This is a genomic window from Crenobacter sp. CS_VA4, assembly GCF_055597485.1.
The window spans coordinates 260,908-276,858 of sequence record NZ_JBVMAE010000002.1 but is presented as its reverse complement, the minus strand read 5'-3'; the positions used below and the strand labels follow the sequence as shown (position 1 = coordinate 276,858).

17 protein-coding genes are annotated in these 15,951 nt (G+C 65.3%); 9 read left to right on the top strand and 8 right to left on the bottom strand.

Annotated features, from left to right (window positions below; all coding sequences use genetic code 11):
• The first annotated feature begins 3 nt into the window (after positions 1 to 3).
• From ACZ2IA_RS03135 to ACZ2IA_RS03120, 4 genes are all read left to right on the top strand, one after another.
• Positions 4 to 342 (top strand): YbaB/EbfC family nucleoid-associated protein, encoded by a 339-nt coding sequence (locus ACZ2IA_RS03135; protein ID WP_470291110.1) that lies wholly within the window; start codon positions 4 to 6, stop codon positions 340 to 342.
• Positions 343 to 347: 5 nt separating this feature from the next.
• Complete coding sequence (locus ACZ2IA_RS03130) at positions 348 to 815, top strand: Rv1443c family protein (RefSeq protein WP_470291109.1); 468 nt, start codon at positions 348 to 350, stop codon at positions 813 to 815.
• Complete coding sequence (recR, locus tag ACZ2IA_RS03125; RefSeq protein ID WP_470291108.1) at positions 812 to 1,414, top strand: recombination mediator RecR; 603 nt, start codon at positions 812 to 814, stop codon at positions 1,412 to 1,414. The genes ACZ2IA_RS03130 and recR overlap by 4 nt, the downstream gene beginning before the upstream one ends.
• Positions 1,415 to 1,707: 293 nt before the next feature.
• Positions 1,708 to 1,896 carry a hypothetical protein gene (locus tag ACZ2IA_RS03120; RefSeq protein WP_470291107.1) on the top strand — a complete coding sequence of 63 codons (189 nt, stop codon included), beginning with the start codon at positions 1,708 to 1,710 and terminating at the stop codon, positions 1,894 to 1,896.
• A gap of 64 nt (positions 1,897 to 1,960) precedes the next feature.
• Here the strand turns inward: ACZ2IA_RS03120 and ACZ2IA_RS03115 are convergent, their stop codons facing one another.
• From ACZ2IA_RS03115 to lptF, 3 genes are read right to left on the bottom strand one after another with little or no spacing between them, the layout of a single operon-like run.
• Positions 1,961 to 4,531, bottom strand: a complete 2,571-nt coding sequence (locus tag ACZ2IA_RS03115; protein ID WP_470291106.1) for a [protein-PII] uridylyltransferase — start codon at positions 4,529 to 4,531, stop codon at positions 1,961 to 1,963.
• Position 4,532: 1 nt separating this feature from the next.
• Positions 4,533 to 5,606: an LPS export ABC transporter permease LptG gene (lptG, locus tag ACZ2IA_RS03110; protein WP_470291105.1), complete on the bottom strand. Its 1,074-nt coding sequence runs from the start codon at positions 5,604 to 5,606 to the stop codon at positions 4,533 to 4,535.
• Positions 5,603 to 6,712, bottom strand: a complete 1,110-nt coding sequence (gene lptF / locus ACZ2IA_RS03105; protein WP_470291104.1) for an LPS export ABC transporter permease LptF — start codon at positions 6,710 to 6,712, stop codon at positions 5,603 to 5,605. The genes lptG and lptF overlap by 4 nt, the downstream gene beginning before the upstream one ends.
• Positions 6,713 to 6,912: 200 nt before the next feature.
• On the opposite strand from lptF, the gene ACZ2IA_RS03100 reads away from it, so the two are divergent.
• From ACZ2IA_RS03100 to ACZ2IA_RS03080, 5 genes are all read left to right on the top strand, one after another.
• Positions 6,913 to 8,478 carry a leucyl aminopeptidase gene (locus tag ACZ2IA_RS03100; protein WP_470291103.1) on the top strand — a complete coding sequence of 522 codons (1,566 nt, stop codon included), beginning with the start codon at positions 6,913 to 6,915 and terminating at the stop codon, positions 8,476 to 8,478.
• Complete coding sequence (locus ACZ2IA_RS03095; protein WP_470291102.1) at positions 8,465 to 8,893, top strand: DNA polymerase III subunit chi; 429 nt, start codon at positions 8,465 to 8,467, stop codon at positions 8,891 to 8,893. Before ACZ2IA_RS03100 ends, ACZ2IA_RS03095 begins: the two co-directional genes overlap by 14 nt.
• Positions 8,890 to 10,083 (top strand): hypothetical protein, encoded by a 1,194-nt coding sequence (locus ACZ2IA_RS03090; protein ID WP_470291101.1) that lies wholly within the window; start codon positions 8,890 to 8,892, stop codon positions 10,081 to 10,083. Before ACZ2IA_RS03095 ends, ACZ2IA_RS03090 begins: the two co-directional genes overlap by 4 nt.
• Positions 10,083 to 10,652 (top strand): cob(I)yrinic acid a,c-diamide adenosyltransferase, encoded by a 570-nt coding sequence (locus ACZ2IA_RS03085; protein WP_470291100.1) that lies wholly within the window; start codon positions 10,083 to 10,085, stop codon positions 10,650 to 10,652. The genes ACZ2IA_RS03090 and ACZ2IA_RS03085 overlap by 1 nt, the downstream gene beginning before the upstream one ends.
• 100 nt (positions 10,653 to 10,752) lie before the next feature.
• Positions 10,753 to 11,322: a thermonuclease family protein gene (locus tag ACZ2IA_RS03080; RefSeq protein ID WP_470291099.1), complete on the top strand. Its 570-nt coding sequence runs from the start codon at positions 10,753 to 10,755 to the stop codon at positions 11,320 to 11,322.
• Positions 11,323 to 11,389: 67 nt separating this feature from the next.
• On the opposite strand, the gene ACZ2IA_RS03075 is transcribed toward ACZ2IA_RS03080, so the two are convergent.
• From ACZ2IA_RS03075 to trxB, 5 genes are all read right to left on the bottom strand, one after another.
• Positions 11,390 to 12,244, bottom strand: a complete 855-nt coding sequence (locus tag ACZ2IA_RS03075; protein WP_470291098.1) for an alpha/beta hydrolase — start codon at positions 12,242 to 12,244, stop codon at positions 11,390 to 11,392.
• A complete protein-coding gene (locus ACZ2IA_RS03070; RefSeq protein WP_470291166.1) occupies positions 12,244 to 13,647 on the bottom strand; it encodes a PhoH family protein in 1,404 nt (467 codons plus the stop codon). Before ACZ2IA_RS03070 ends, ACZ2IA_RS03075 begins: the two co-directional genes overlap by 1 nt.
• A 69-nt stretch (positions 13,648 to 13,716) precedes the next feature.
• The gene (locus tag ACZ2IA_RS03065; protein WP_470291097.1) at positions 13,717 to 14,169 is read right to left on the bottom strand and encodes a peroxiredoxin; all 453 of its coding nucleotides are present in this window, start codon (positions 14,167 to 14,169) and stop codon (positions 13,717 to 13,719) included.
• A gap of 124 nt (positions 14,170 to 14,293) precedes the next feature.
• The gene (locus ACZ2IA_RS03060) at positions 14,294 to 14,935 is read right to left on the bottom strand and encodes a Smr/MutS family protein (protein ID WP_470291096.1); all 642 of its coding nucleotides are present in this window, start codon (positions 14,933 to 14,935) and stop codon (positions 14,294 to 14,296) included.
• Between the two features lie 2 nt (positions 14,936 to 14,937).
• Positions 14,938 to 15,888: a thioredoxin-disulfide reductase gene (trxB, locus tag ACZ2IA_RS03055; RefSeq protein WP_470291095.1), complete on the bottom strand. Its 951-nt coding sequence runs from the start codon at positions 15,886 to 15,888 to the stop codon at positions 14,938 to 14,940.
• Positions 15,889 to 15,951: the final 63 nt, after the last annotated feature.

Here is a 15,951-nt window from a genome sequence, read left to right as displayed (position 1 = left end):
CCGATGTTTGGCAAAAATGGCATCGCCGGCCTGATGAAGCAGGCCCAGCAAATGCAGGAAAACATGAAGAAAGCCCAGGAAGAGCTGGGCAACATCGAAGTCGAAGGCCAGGCCGGTGCCGGCATGGTCAAGGTGGTGATGAACTGCCAGCACGCGGTGAAGCGCGTCAGCATCGACGATAGCCTGCTCGCCGACGCCGGCGAAGACAAGGAAATGCTCGAAGACCTGATCGCCGCCGCGCTGAACGACGCGGTACGCAAGGTGGAGGCCACCACGCAGGAAAAAATGGCCGGCTTCAGCCAGGGCCTGAACCTGCCGCCGGGCATGAAACTGCCGTTCTGATCCGGATGCCCCGGTTCCGCCACTTCACGCTGCGGCTGTGGCTGCCCGCACCGCCCGAGGTGGTCTGGGCCCGGGTCACCACACCGGCCGGCATCAACGACGAGCTGCTCCCGTGGATCAGCATGTCGCTGCCGGCCGCGACCTTGCCGGCTGGCGCTTCGGCCAATCTGGCGGTCGGGCGTTGCTGGCTGCGCCTGTTCGGCGTGGTGCCGGTCGAATATGACGACCTGTTCATCGCCCGCCTCGTGCCGTTTGCCTTCGACGAGCGCTCCAACATGCTGACGCAGCGTCATTGGTTGCACCGACGCCGTGTCCGGGCGCTGAACGGCGGCACTGAGCTGGTCGACCGGATCGGTTTCGTGCCGCGCTTGCCCTGGCTTGCCGGCGTCTACCGGCCGTTGATCGTGGCGGTGTTTCGCTGGCGCCACGCCCGCCTGCGCCGCCATTTTTCCGCTTTCGCCGATTCCCCATGAAAAACCCGCCCTCGCTCGACCAACTGATTTCTGCGCTCAAGGTGCTGCCCGGTGTCGGCCCCAAATCGGCGCAACGGATGGCCTACCACCTGCTGCAGCGCGACAAGGCAGGGGCCGAGAAGCTGGCGCGCGCGCTCGATCGCGCGCTCAGTAACCTGACCCACTGCGAGCGCTGCAATACCTTCAGCGAGACGCCGCTGTGCAATGTCTGCGCCGACGAGAAGCGCAAGCAGGACGTGCTGATGGTGGTCGAGATGCCGGCGGACCTCGCCAACCTCGAGCAATCGCAGTGCTACGACGGGCTGTACTTCGTGCTGATGGGACGGATCTCGCCGATGGAGGGGATCGGCCCCAACGATGTGGCGCTCGCCAAGCTGATCACCCGGGCGCTCGACGGTACGGTGGAAGAGGTGATCATCGCCACCAACTTCACCGCCGAAGGCGAGGCGACCGCGCACGTGATCAGCGAATTGTTGAAGGACAAGGGCGTCAAGCTGACCCGGATCGCGCGCGGTCTGCCGGTCGGCGGCGAGCTGGAATACGTCGACCTCGGTACCCTGGCACAGGCGGTGTACGAGCGGCGCAGCCTGGCGCGTTGAGTCCGCAAACCCTGTGAACAAACCGGCCGTTGGCCGGTTTTTTAGTGTCTGAACTGCCGGGCTTTTGCAGGCTTGGTCGAGCTATCGTCGGCAGTGTGGTTTTTGCGTGTGTGGACAGTGCCAGATCTGGGTGAAATGGCAGGAAAATCGCGCTCTGGGCTTCGCAACAGCGGGGCTTTGTCATATCTTTATGTCAAGACATTGTCGGGCGTCGCCGCCGCGCTTTCTTGCTGGAATCGTGGCCGGAGCGGCGCCCGGTACAACCAAGCTGTAACCACCAGGGAGGAATTGCCATGTCAGAAAATCTGTCGCTAGCCGACACCTTCAACCTGAAGCACACCACGGATCTCACCGAACTGCTCGAGCGTGTCGATGCAGCCAAGTCGCAACTGGTCAGCCTGCGCGCCGAAGTGCAGCAGCTGCCGGGCGGCGCGGCGCTGGTCGCCAAGATCGACGCCATCAGCGGTCTGTTCGGTCAGTAAACGATCCGCTCGGCCGAAACGACAAGCCCCGCGAGTGCGGGGCTTTTTCGTGGCCGGGACAGGGTCAGACCGACAGCACCTGCAACAGGTCGGATTCGAGCGCCAACACCGTTTTCGACTCTTTCAGACCGGCGCCGGAGAGCAGGAACGAGTCCTCCACCCGGCCGCCGAGCGTCATGATCTTGGCCGAATGGACGTTGAGCCGGTAGTCGGACAGCAGCTTGGTCAGTTGCGCCAACAGGCCCGGCTGGTCGCCGGCAACGATCGACAGCACGAAGAAGTCTTCGCGGTCGTCGGGGCGGATCTGCACCTGCGGGCGGATCGGGAAGTGCTTCAGGTGGCGGCTGATCCGGCCCGGCGGCGGCAGGGCGATCGGGCCGGTGCCCTCGATCGCGGCGCTCAGTTCGAACTCGATGAAGTTGATCAGGTCGCGGTAGTCGCCGTCGTGATGTTCGGGGATGAACACGTGGAAGGTGTCGAGCGCGTAGCCGTGCCGGCTGGTGTAGACCTTGGCGTCGACGATGCTGTAGCGGGTGCGGCCGAAGAAGGCGCAGATCCGCGCGAACAGCTCGGGGCGGTCGTGCGCGTACACCAGTACCTGAATGCCCTCGTGGCCTTCGGCCAATCGGGCGCGCACCATCGGCTCGTCGACATGGACGAAGCGGTTGAGTAGCCGGGCGTGCCAGGCGATCTCCTTGGCTTCGTGGCGCAGGAAGTACACCGTGTCGAGCTCTTTCCAGAGCTTTTCCTCGGCGCCTTCCGGTACCGCAAACAGCCGCAGGATCGCGCGCGCCTGCGCCTTGCGCTCTTCCAGTTCGGACTCCACATCGATGCCGCCACGTTGCAGCACCCGCTGGGTCGCGTGGTAGAGGTCCTCGAGCAGCTTGCCCTTCCAGGCGTTCCACACCTTCGGGCTGGTGCCGCGGATGTCGGCGACGGTCAACAGATACAGCGCGGTCAGGCGGCGCGGCGTCGCGACGATCTCGGCGAAGCGCTGTACCACCTCGGGGTCGTAGATGTCTTCCTTTTGGGCGATGCCGGACATGGTCAGGTGCTCGCCGACCAGCCATTCGACCAGCGCGGTGTCTTCCTCGGGCAGGCCGTGACTTTCGCAGAACTGCCGTGCGTCGGCGCAGCCGAGCTCGGAATGGTTGCCGCCGCGGCCCTTGGCGATGTCGTGGAACAGGCCGGCGAAGTAGAGCAGCTCCGGCTTATCGAAGTCGTTGATCAGCCTGGAGAGGAACGGGTACTCGTGGTTGAACGCCGGCACCGCGAAGCGGCGCAGGTTGCGCACCACCATCAGGATGTGTTCGTCGACGGTGTAGACATGGAACAGGTCGTGCTGCATCTGGCCGACGATGCGGCCGAACGCCGGCAGGTACTTGCCGAGCACGCCGTACAGGTTCATCCGGCGCAGGCTGCGGGTCAGCCCCGGCTCGCGGAACATTTGCAGGAACAGCGCGTGGTTCTTCGGGTTGCGGCGGAACCGTTCGTTGATCCGGCTCCTAGCGTGCCACAGCGCCCGCAGCGCGCGCGGCGCGATGCCGGTCAGTTCGGGGTGGCGCTGCAGCAGCAGGAACGCCTCGAAGATCGCCGACGGCTCGCGCTCGAAGGTGTCCGGCGTGCTGATCGCCAGCATGTCGTTGACGCTGTAGAAGCGCTCGTTAAGCGTCTGCGTGATGCGCGGCACCGGCGAATAGAGCCGGCCGCGCAGATTGGGCAGCAGGATGCCGTTGAGCTGGATCACCGTGCGTGCGGCGCGGAAATAGAGCTGCATCAGCTGCTCGCTGGCGCGCTTGCCGGGCTCATCGACGAGACCCCAGACCGCGGCGACCGACTGCTGCAGGTCGAAGATCAGCCGGTCTTCGCGGCGGTGCGCGGCCAGGTGCAGGTCGATGCGCAGCCGCTCGAGCTGGCGCACGCTGTGCTGCAATAGCCGGCTCTCGGCGGCGGTCAGGATGCCGCGCCGCACTAGCGCGTCCCAGTTGTCACCCAGGCCGATCGCCTTGCTGATCCACAGGATGGTGTGCAGGTCGCGCAGGCCGCCCGGGCTTTCCTTGACGTTCGGCTCCAGATTGTTGGCGACGCCGAAGTAGCGGTTGTGGCGCTGCTGCTGTTCGAGCTGCTTGGCCTCGAGAAAGGAAAACGCATCGCGGCGCAGCGATAACTCTCGGTTGAGCACCTCGTGCAGCGGGACATTGCCGGCGAGCAGGCGGTTTTCCAGCAACGTGGTCTCGACCGTGATGTCGGCGCCGGCCTCGCGCAGGCAGTCGGCGACGGTGCGCACGCTGTGGCCGACCTCCAGGCCGATGTCCCAGAGCAGGCCGATGAACTGCTCGATGGTCGGGCCGAGCCCGGCCGGCAGCGGCTCGGGCAGCAGGATCAACAGATCGATGTCGGAATGCGGAAACAGCTCGCCGCGGCCGTAGCCACCGACCGCGATCAGCGCCGCCTGCTGGCCGAGCGGCAGGCTCTGCCAGACCGAGCGCAGCGTCTGGTCGACCAGCTGGCTGAGCTGGCGCAGCAGCGCGCGCGAGTCGCGTTGCTCGGCGTAGGCGGTGAACAGCGCAGCGCGCCGTTCGGCCAACTGGGTACGCCACTGGCGGGTCAGGTCGAACGGTGCGGCATGGTTCATGCTAGCGGCGCTCCTGCTTGGCAATCAGCGCGACGCCGGCCAACAGGAAGGTCAGTGTCGGCAAGGTGGCGGACATGATCGGATTCCAGTCGTACAACAGGCCGAGGAAGCCGAACAGGCGGTTGGTGAAGTGAAAACCGATCCCCAGGCAGATGCCGAGGAACAGCCTTACCCCGAGCTGGCCGTGGCGGCGCTGGCGCGGCGTGAAGGCCAGCGCGACCAGCGCCATCGACAGGCAGGCGAGCGGGTAGAACAGCTTGCTCCACAGCGCGATGTCGTAGCGCTGGGTCTTCTGCTTGTTCGCCTCCAGGTGCTGGATGTATTTCACCAGGTTAAGCGCCGACATCTGTTCCGGCACCACCAACAGCACGTTGAGGATGTCCGGCTGGATCACCGAGCGCCAGTCGAAGCTCGGATAGAGCTTGGCGATGGTGCGATCGGGCTCGATGGTGGTCTCGCGCAGATTGCTCAACGTCCAGTGGCCGTTGCCGTTGTAGTGGCCGCGCTCGGCCTGCTGGCTCTTCACCAGCCGGTAGTTGTCGTCGTACTGGTAGATGCGCACCGACAGCAGGGTGTTGTCCGGCAACATCTCGCCGACGTTGATCAGGTGGTTGTTGTCCTTCACCCAGATGCCGGAGCGGAAGTCCTGCGCCACCATTGACCGGGTCGCCTGCAGACGCATCCGCTCGGCCTTCTGTTCGGCCAACGGCGAGATGAACTCGCCCATCACCACGGTCAGCGCCGCAAAGATCAGCCCGAAGATCGCCAAGGTGTTGGCGATCTGGGCGAGCGAGATGCCGCTGGTGCGGATGATGGTGTATTCGCTGTGGGTGGCGAGCTGGGTCATGGCGACCATGCCGCCGATCAGCACCGCCAGCGGCATCAGCTCATAGGCGTGACCCGGCATCAATAGCGCCACATAGCTGAGCATCGAGCCGAAGCCGTAATTGCCCTTGCCGAGGGAGCCGACTTCCTTGATCACGTCAAAGAAAGCGTACAAGCCCAACAGCGCCATCAGCGCAAACAGGGTGGCCGAAGAAAGTTGGGCGATCAGATAACGACGAATCAGTTTCATGGACGTTCAGTCCTTTTCAGGGCTGAGGTGAGGGTGCTCCAGAACGGCCCGGCCGGCTGGTTGCGGTAGCGCAGCAGGGCGATCGCGGCTAGCAGCATGAAGAAGTGCATCGGCAGCAGGCCCCAGGCGCCAAGCCGGCCGTCCTCGATCCAGTTGCGGCTGAGGGTCAGGCCGTTCTGGTAGATCAGGTAGGCGACCAGCGCGAACATCAGGTTGTAGGTGTGGCCGCTGCGCGGGTTGAAGTAGGACAATGGGATCGCCAGCAGCGCCAGGATCAGCGCGCTGATCGGCAGCGACAGCCGCCACATCAGCTCGGCTTTGTCGTGCGGGTCGGCGCTATGGAAGAGCTGCAGCATCGACCGGGTCTGCGAGTCGGTCACCGGTGCGATCAGTTTCGGCGCGACGCCGATGATCACGGTGACCCGCTCGAAGTCGGCCACCTCGAAATTGGCCTGGCCTGGCTCGCCCGCGTAGCGGCGGCCATTTTCCAGCACCAGCAGCCGTTCGCCGCGCCCGTTGGTCGCCAGATGGCCGGTTTTGGCGAACACCGTGGCGACTTTGCCCTCGGCGGTGTCCTGCACGAAGATGTTGGTGGCGGCACCGCTGGTGCCGGAAAAGCTCTCGACGAAATACACCCGGTTAGCGGACGACGACTCCTTGAACACGCCCGGCGCGATCGCCGACAGCTCTTCACGCTGTTTCAGCGTCTCGGCATATTCCTTGCTGCGCTGGGTGGCCCACGGGCCGATCTGGCTCGACAGGATGCCGATCAGGATAGCGAACGGGATGGTGAAGCGCAGCACCGGCCAGACCCAGTCGGTCAGCGCTACACCGGACGAGAGCCAGACCGACATTTCGTGTTCGCGCCAATAGCGCGTCAGTACGGTCAGCACGCTGATGAAAACGGTCAGGATCAGCAGCAACGGAAACAGCCCCAGCGACCAGAAGCCGATCAGCGCTGCCACCGCCTCGATGGCCACGCTGCCCTGAGCGGCGCGGCCGAGCAGGTTGATTGCCTGCGTGGTCACCAAAATCGCCAGCAGGACCACGAAGACGCCGATGGCGGTCATCGTGAGCTCGCGGTTTAGGCTTTTGCGAAAAACCATAAATCAGGGCCTTTTTTGACTTTTTAGCGGAAGCGTTGTGATAATTGAAATTGATATATTTTCAGAAGCGCCTTACGCAAAAAACTCGGTAAGGGCGTGATTGTCTTGACCGGAAGGGCGTGACGTCGAACGCCACCCGCGCCTCGATGTAACTGTCTGGACAGAAGGCAGCTGGCACTCGTCACCCACGGGAGTTCACGATGGAATTTAACATAAAAAGCGGTAGCCCGGAAAAGCAGCGCGTTGCCTGCGTTATTGTGGGCGTTTACGAATCGCGCAAGCTGTCTTTCGCGGCCGATTTGCTCGATCGGACCGCCAATGGCTTCATCAGCGACGTGCTGCGTCGCGGTGATATGGAAGGCAAGCTCGGCAGCACGCTGCTCTTGCATTCGCTGCCGCACAGCCTGTGTGACCGCGTGCTGCTGGTAGGCCTCGGCAAGGAGCGAGAGTTCCGCGCTAAGGAATACCGCGAGGCGATTCGCGCGTCGATCAAGGCGCTGACGCTGACGTCGGCCAACGAAGCGGTCAGCTACCTGACCGAGCTGACCGTCAAGAAGCACGACGTCGAGTGGATGATTGAGCAGGCCACCGTGGTGACGCTCGACACGATGTACCGCTTCGACCAGTTCAAGACCCAGGGCAAGGAGCCGGCCAAGGAGCCGCGCAAGCTGACCTTGGCGGTACCGCGCCGCAGCGACCTGGCCGACGGCGAGACGGGCCTGGCGCGCGGCCTGGCGATCGGGCACGGCATGGCGTTCGCCAAGGATCTGGGCAATCTGCCGGGCAATGTTTGCACCCCGAGCTACCTGGCCGACCAGGCGAAGGACATGGCGCTGGCGCTCGGCGCCGAGGCGACCGTGCTCGACGAGGCAGCGATCGCCGAACTCAAGATGGACTCGTTCCTGTCGGTGTCGAAGGGCTCGGACGAGCCGCCGCGCTTCATCGAACTGAAGTACTGGGGCGCGAAGGACAAGAACGAGCGGCCGGTGGTACTGGTCGGCAAGGGCATCACCTTCGACTCGGGCGGCATCTCGCTGAAGCCGGGCGAGGGCATGGACGAGATGAAGTACGATATGTGCGGCGCCGCCACCGTGCTCGGCTCGTTCCGCGCCGCGGTCGAGATGAAGCTGCCGCTCAACCTGATCGCGCTGGTGCCGGCCTGCGAGAACATGCCGAACGGTCGGGCCAACAAGCCGGGCGACATCGTCACCACGCTGTCCGGCCAGACCATCGAAATCCTCAATACCGACGCCGAAGGCCGCATGGTGCTGTGCGACGCGCTGACCTACGCCGAGCGCTTCAACCCGGTCACGGTGATCGACGTGGCGACGCTGACCGGTGCCTGCATCATCGCGCTGGGTCATATCGCCACCGGCCTCTATGCCAACCAGGACAGCCTGGCGCGCGAGTTGTCCGCCGCCGGCGAAGAAGTGGGCGACCGGGCCTGGCACATGCCGCTGTGGGACGAGTACCAGGAACAGCTGAAGAGCCCGTTCGCCGACATGCAGAACATCGGCGGACGTCCGGGTGGCAGCATCACCGCGGCCTGCTTCCTGTCGCGCTTTGCCAAGGCCTTCGACTGGGCGCACCTCGACATCGCCGGCACTGCCTGGAGGAGCGGCAAGGACAAGGGCGCCACCGGCCGTCCGGTACCGATGCTGGTTCAGTTCCTGCAGGATCGTGCCGATATCGCCCTGGGTAACGTCGTACGCCGTGGCCGCCCGCGTCGTGAGGCGAGCGAACTGGCCGACGATGACGCGGATTGATTTTTATACCAATGTCGCCGACCCGCAGGCCTTCGCCTGCCGGTTGGTGCAGACCGTTTACAAGAAGCGCGAACGGCTGTTCATCTGGCTGACCGACGAGGCCGCCGTCGACGCGTTCAGTACCCGGCTCTGGTGCCTGGGCGACACCTTGTTCGTGCCGCACTGCCGAGCCGGGGCCGACGAAGCGGCCGAAACGCCGATTTGGCTGAGCAGTCGACTGCCGGCCGGAGAACTGCCCGAGGTGCTGTTGAACCTCGGCCCGAGTTGCCCCGAACCGCCCGACCGTTTTGGCCGGATACTGGAAATCGTCGGGCGGGACGCGCCCGCACTGGCGGTGGCACGCGAACGCTTCCGCCGCTACCGCGAGCTGGGGTTTACCATCGAACACCATGACATGAGCCAATTGTCATCATGACTGCGCCTCTTTCTCACGCGGAAAACTGGGACGGCATCGACGTCCCGGTGCTGACCGACCTTGCTCCCGAGCCTGTCGCCAGCGCCACCCCGGCCGCTTCGACCAACCGTCACATCGACCCGGCACCACCGCTGGTGATGGACGAGTTGCCGCTGCTCGAACTCGACATCCCGCTCGACTTCCAGCTCTACGGAGAAGACGACCCGGCGCGAGCCGCGACGCCGCTGCCGTTCGACGACCTGCCGCTGCTCGGCGACGAGCCGGCCACGTTGGCCGAAGCCGACGTGCCGCCGGTGGCTTCGCTTGCCGAGGTCGAGCCGGCAGTACCGTTCGAGCCGCACTTCGATCGGCTGTCCACGGCTTCCGGCGTGGAGCAGAGTGAGCGGCCGACCGCCGAGCCGGCCAATGAGGTGAAGGCGATCCCGCTCGACGCGCTGCCGCGCGGCGTGCTGGGCGGCGGCATGGCCGCGCTCGATAACAGCGATATGCTGGCGTCGATCGAGAAGCGGCTGGCCGCCTTGCGTGCGGCGACCGGCATCGGGCCCGGGGGCGTCGAACTCAATCCGCCCGCGGCCGAAGCGGCTGAGTCGGTCGCCGATGTGGCCGTGACGGCGTCGCCGTTGGCCGATGCGCTGGAGGTCGAAACGGTGGCTGCGCCGTCGATCACCGAGGAAGTTGCGCTGCCGGCGGTCGAGGACGAGCCCGAATCGCCCGAGCCAGCCGTCGCATCGCTCGACGTCGCGCTGCCGTTCGAGTCGACCGTGCCCGCCGCCGAAGCCGCGGTCGTTCCGCTGAGTGACTGGGCGACGGCATCGGTGGTGCAGCACGAAGCCCCGGCACTAGATGCTGTGACTCAACCGGCGCCGGCGGTTGCGGAGGCGGTCGAACCGCTCCCGGCCGTGGCCCCGCTAGTGGCGGCGAGCCCGGCCGAGACCGCCGGCAAGTCGGTGGCGGTGGTCGGCGAATCGGTGCTGATCGAGTCGCTCTACCAGATGATCATGCCGCGGATGAAGGCCGAACTGTCGCTGTGGCTGCAGGACGCGATCAAGATGCAGAACGAGCAGCTGCTGGAGGGCGTGATGCGTCAGCTCAAGACCGACTACGACATGATGTTCGGCGAGACGCTGCGCGAAAGCCTGCGCCAGGCCGTCGCCGACGTCAGCCGTGCCAGTCACAAGGAGAACGGCTGATGGGCCACCGTTTGTCACGCATCGTCACCCGCACCGGCGACGATGGCACGACCGGTCTCGGCGACGGCAGCCGGGTCGACAAGGATTCGGCGCGGATAGCCGCGCTCGGCGAGGTCGACGAGCTCAACTCGGTAGTCGGCCTGTTGCTGACCGAGCCGTTGCCGCAGGAGATCGCCGACTGGCTGTCCGAAGTGCAGCACGATCTGTTTGACCTCGGTTCCGAACTGGCGGTGCCCGGCTACAGTGCGCTGGCTGCGGTGCATGTACTGGCGCTGGAGGAGCAGCTCGGCAAGCTTAACGCCGATCTGCCGATGCTCAAGGAGTTCATCCTGCCCGGCGGTTCGCGCCCCGCGGCGCTGGCGCACCAGGCGCGTTCGGTGTGTCGACGCGCCGAGCGCAGTGTGGTGGCGCTGGCCCGTTTCGAGACCGTGTCCGAGGCGTCGCGTCAGTACCTCAACCGGCTGTCTGACGGGCTGTTCGTGCTGGCGCGCTGGCTCAACCGCGAGCTGGGTGTACCCGACGTGCTCTGGCAGCCGAAGCGTCGCCCGGCCGAGTCGGCCGAAGGCTGATCGCAAGCGCCAGACGAGGCAGTCCGCTGAATTCCAGCCGGCTGCCTTTTTTCATGGCCGCGTCGTTCCCGATTTTCTTTGTCCTATCTCCGGAGGCTTCATGCGCGTTTCCCGACGCCAGCTCAATGCCGTGTTGACCTTGTTCTCGACCGCGAGCCTGACGCGCAAGCTCGCCGCGGCTCTGGTGTTGCTGCTCGCGCTCTTGGCCTATTTTGCGCCGGCGGGGCAAGCGGACGAGATCAGCGGCCGGGTGGTGGCGGTGGCCGACGGCGATACCATCACCGTGCTCGACGCGGTGCAGGTCGAGCACAAGGTGCGCTTCGCCTTCATCGACGCGCCGGAGAAGGCGCAGCCGTTCGGCCAACGTGCCAAGGCGGTGTTGGCCGAGCGCGTGTACGGGCGCGAGGTGCGGGTCGACGTGATCGAGCGGGACCGTTATGGCCGCAGCGTCGGTCGGGTGTGGCAGGGTGACAGAGACGTGAACCTCGCGCAGCTGGCCGACGGCTATGCCTGGCACTACCGGCAGTACGCCGAGAGGAGCCAGCTGGGTCGCGACTTCGAGCGCTACGAGGCGGCGCAGGCCGAAGCGCGGCAGGCGCAGCGCGGGCTGTGGCAGGATGCGGCGCCGACGCCGCCGTGGGCGTATCGGCGGGCGAACCGTAGCCAGTGAGCCGCGATAGGAAACGCCGATAAAAACATAGGCCGCATCAGCGGCCTGTTTGCTTGTGGGGTGCTGCTCAGTCGACGCCGGCCATCGCGGTTGGCCGAAGCCGGACACGGTCCTCTGTGGTGCGTTGGTCGAGCTCGTTGACCAGCCAGTCGAACAGGCGTTGTACGACGGCCTCCCAGTGCGCGTCGAGCATCATCATGTGGCCGAGGCCGGGCAGGAACTCGGCCTGCCGGCCGAGTCGGCGCGCGGTGGCCTCGACGTCGTGGCGAGGGATCAGCGCGTCGTCACCGGCGCCCAGCACCAGCGCCGGCGGCGGATTGAGCGGGCCGGGCGGTAACAGCCCGGCCAGCGTCATGTCCATGATCGCGCGCAGGCTCTCCGGCTGGGCCTGTTCGGCCAGGGGCAGGATGGACTCGTCGTCGGTGTCGGCCGAAAACAGTAGCCGGCGCAATTCGTCGAAGTTAGGTCGGTAGAGGCCGTGCTGGTAGAGGTTGAGCTTGAACAGCAGCGCCGGTGCCTGGATCAGCAGCTGCGCGGTCGAGCCGGCCAGGCCGTAGGTCGGTACCGGCGCCAGCAGTGCGAGCCCCGGCAGGCTGGTGCGCCTGAGCAACTGCTGGGCGACGAAGCCGCCCATCGAGTGCGCGACCAGCACCGGCGGTGCCGGCAGCCGAGATAGGACACTCTCGACGTTGTCGACGTAGTCGTCGACGCTCAGCGTGTTGCGTCGCTCGTGGCCGGAGCTTTCGCCGTGGCCGGCGAGGCTGAGTGCCCAGCAGTCGACGCCGCGTTCGGCCAGCCAGGGTGTGAAGCGGGCCTGCCAGCACCAGGCGCCGCAGAAGGCGCCGTGCACGAACAAAAGGGGCGGCAGCTCGCGCCGCGCCCCTCTTGCCGCCTCGTGGATCAGTTCGAGGCGGATCGACATTACAGAATCTCGGCGGCGTGATCGGCCAGTCGCGAGCGCTCGCCGCGTTGCAGCGTGATGTGGCCGGAGTGCTGCCAGCCCTTGAAGCGGTCGACCACGTAGGTGATGCCGGAACTGCCCTCGGTCAAGTACGGCGTGTCGATCTGCGCGATGTTGCCGAGGCAGACCACCTTGGTGCCGGGGCCGGCGCGGGTGATCAGCGTCTTCATTTGCTTCGGTGTCAGGTTCTGCGCCTCGTCGATGATCAGGTACTTGTTGAGGAAGGTGCGGCCGCGCATAAAGTTGAGCGACTTGATCTTGATCCGCGACCGTACCAGCTCGCGGGTGGCGGCACGGCCCCAGTCGCCGCCGTCGTCGTCGCTCTTGTTGAGCACGTCGAGGTTGTCCTCGAGCGCGCCCATCCACGGTGCCATCTTTTCCTCTTCGGTGCCGGGCAGAAAGCCGATGTCCTCGCCGACCGGCACGGTGACGCGGGTCATGATGATCTCGCTGTACTGTTTCTGTTCCAGCGTCATCGCCAGGCCCGCCGCCAGCGTCAGCAGCGTCTTGCCGGTGCCGGCTTGGCCGAGCAGGGTGACGAAGTCGATCTCGGGGTCCATCAGCAGGTTGAGCGCGAAGTTCTGCTCGCGGTTGCGCGCCACGATGCCCCAGACGTTGTTCTTCTGGTGCGAGTAGTCCTTGAGCGTTTCCAGCTGTGCGCTTTTGCCGTTGATGCCTACCACCCGAGCGGCCAGCGTGCTCTGTTCATCGCTCTGCCAGAGCAGCTGGTTCAGGTGCAAGGACTGCACGTCCGGTCCCTGTAGCTGGTAGTAGCTGCGGCCGTGTTCCTGCCAGGAGCGCAGGTCCTGGCCGTTGCGGTCCCAGAACTCGCCGTTGATCTCGCGTGCGCCGGTATAGAGCAGGTCGGTGTCTTCCAGCACCTTGTCGTTGAAGTAATCCTCGGCATCCAGCGCCAGCGCCCGCGCCTTGATGCGCATATTGATGTCTTTGGAGACGAGGATTACCGCGCGGTCAGGGTGGATCTCCTTCAACGCCATCACGATGCCGAGGATCTGGTTGTCGGCCTTGCCGACTGGCATCGAGCCGGGCAGCACACTGTGGATCGCCTGGGTCTGCAGGATCAATTTGCCGTCGGCGGAAGCGCTGGCGGTTTTCAGCGGGATGCCGGCTTCGATCTTGGCTTCGCTGTGGCTGACGATTTCGTCGAGGAAGCGGCTGGCCTGGCGGGCGTTGCGCGCGACCTCGGTCATGCCTTTCTTGTGGGTGTCGAGTTCTTCGAGGGTGATGATGGGGATGAAGATATCGTGTTCCTCGAAGCGGAACAGGCAGCTGGGGTCGTGCAGGAGAACGTTGGTGTCCAGGACAAAAAGCTTGCTGACCTTGCTTTTGCTGTGGCTGACCATGTGGCTGACCATAATGCATCCCCTTTTCGAGAAGTGCCCGGCCACGGGCCGGGCGGTATGGAAGCGGTGTTACAGCGTCTTGACGTACGCCAGCACCTCCTCTGCATGACCCGGCACCTTTACGCCGCGCCAGGCGCGGGCCAGGGTGCCGTCGGCGTCGATCACGAAGGTACTGCGTTCGACGCCTCTTACCTGTTTGCCGTACATATTTTTCAGCTTCATGACAGCGAACAAATTGCACACCGTCTCGTCGCTGTCGGACAAGAGTTCGAACGGCAGGGCAAACTTGGCCTTGAAGTTCTCATGCGACTTCAGGCTGTCGCGCGAGACGCCGACCACCTCGGCGCCGGCGGCCTGGAAATCGCCGTACAGGTCGCGGAAGGCCACGCCTTCGGTGGTGCAGCCGGGGGTGTTGTCTTTGGGGTAAAAGTAGATGACCAGCGGCTTCTTGGCCGTAGTGAGGGTGAAACTCTGGCCCGAGGTGGCGGGCAGTGTGAAGTCGGGGCAGCGTTGGCCTTCCATTAGGTGACTCCGTTTGTTTTTGTCGGCGGCAGCGGGTGAGGCGCCCCGCGCGGCCAATTTTGCTGGTGTTATGCCTCAAGCTTAGCGGATTTGACCTTCAATGACATCGCCCTTGTATCGCGGCTCAGTCGGTATCGCGTTCGTGCGGACGCAGCGTGCGTAGCAGCACCAACAGCGCGCCGTGGCCACCGCAGCGTTCGTCCGCCTCACAATAGGCTAGCACGTCCGGATGGTGTTTGAGCCAGCCGCGCACCATCCGTTTCAGCACCGGCTCGCCGTCGACCGAACCGAAGCCCTTGCCGTGGATCACCCGTACGCACACGCCCAAGTGGCGCGCCTTGTAGAGGAACAGCGCGAGGCGTTCCTGCGCGGCGAAGCGGTCGAGCCCGTGCAGGTCGAGCTCGGCGGCCACCGGCCAGTGGCCGGCGCGTAGCCGGCGCAGCGTGGCGCTTGTCTGGCCGGGTTTGGCGAAGCTCTGGTCGGCCTCGGCCGGCTCAAACCAGCCGACCGCATGGCGCATCAGTTCGGCGTGCAGCGCGGCGCTGATCGGCGTTTCCTGCGGGGGGCGGCGTGGCTTGACGCTGGGCCGTGGCGGGGTAGGGGTATGGCGCGGGGCGCGCTTGAGCGGCACGACGTCGGCGAACAGCCGGCGGAAGTCCGGCTCGGGTTCGGGTGGCGGCGGGGTGGCCGAACGCAGCACAGGCAAGGCGCTGGGCCTTGCCTGTGCTTTGATCGGCTTGAGCTGGTCCTTGAGGGACTTCTTCAAGCTTACAGACCGTCGAGGAAGCGCTCGGCGTCGAGGGCGGCCTGGCAGCCGGAAGAGGCGCTGGTCACCGCCTGGCGGTAGATGTGGTCCTGCACGTCGCCGGCGGCGAACACGCCCTTGATGCTGGTCTGGGTGGCATTGCCGTCGCGGCCGCCCTGGGTGATCAGGTAACCGTTGCTGTCGATCTCCAGCTGGCCCCTGAACAGGTCGGTATTCGGCTTGTGGCCGATCGCGATGAACACGCCGGTCAGTTCCAGGTTCTCGGTGTTGCCGTCCTTGAACTTGATCCGTGCGCCGGTCACGCCCGACTTGTCACCGAGCACTTCGTCGAGCGTGGCGTTCAGCTTCAGCGTGATCTTGCCTTCTTCGACGCGGCTCATCAGCTTGTCGATCAGGATCTTCTCGGCGCGGAAGGTGTCGCGGCGGTGGATCAGGGTGACATGCTTGGCGATGTTGGCGAGGTACAGCGCCTCTTCGACCGCGGTGTTGCCGCCGCCGACCACGGCGACGTCCTGCTTGCGGTAGAAGAAACCGTCGCAGGTGGCGCACGCCGACACGCCCTTGCCGGAGAACGCTTCTTCGGACGGCAGGCCGAGGTACTGGGCCGACGCGCCGGTCGCGATGATCAGCGCGTCGCAGGTGTACTCGCCCGAATCGCCGATCAGACGGATCGGCTTCTCGGTGACCCTGGCGGTGTGGATGTGGTCGAAGATCATCTCGGTGCCGAAGCGCTCGGAGTGCTCCAAGAAGCGCTGCATCAGTTCCGGACCCTGCACGCCGCCTGCGTCGGCCGGCCAGTTGTCGACGTCGGTGGTGGTCATCAGCTGACCGCCCTGGGCCATGCCGGTCACCAGTACCGGGTCGAGGTTGGCACGCGCGGCGTACACGGCGGCGGTGTAACCGGCCGGGCCGGAACCCAGAATCAGAAGACGGCTGTGACGGGATGTGCTCATAGGGATTCCTGTTTCGTTGATGGGCGCAAGCTATTGACTCGGCTACGGCCGGCGAAGCGGCCA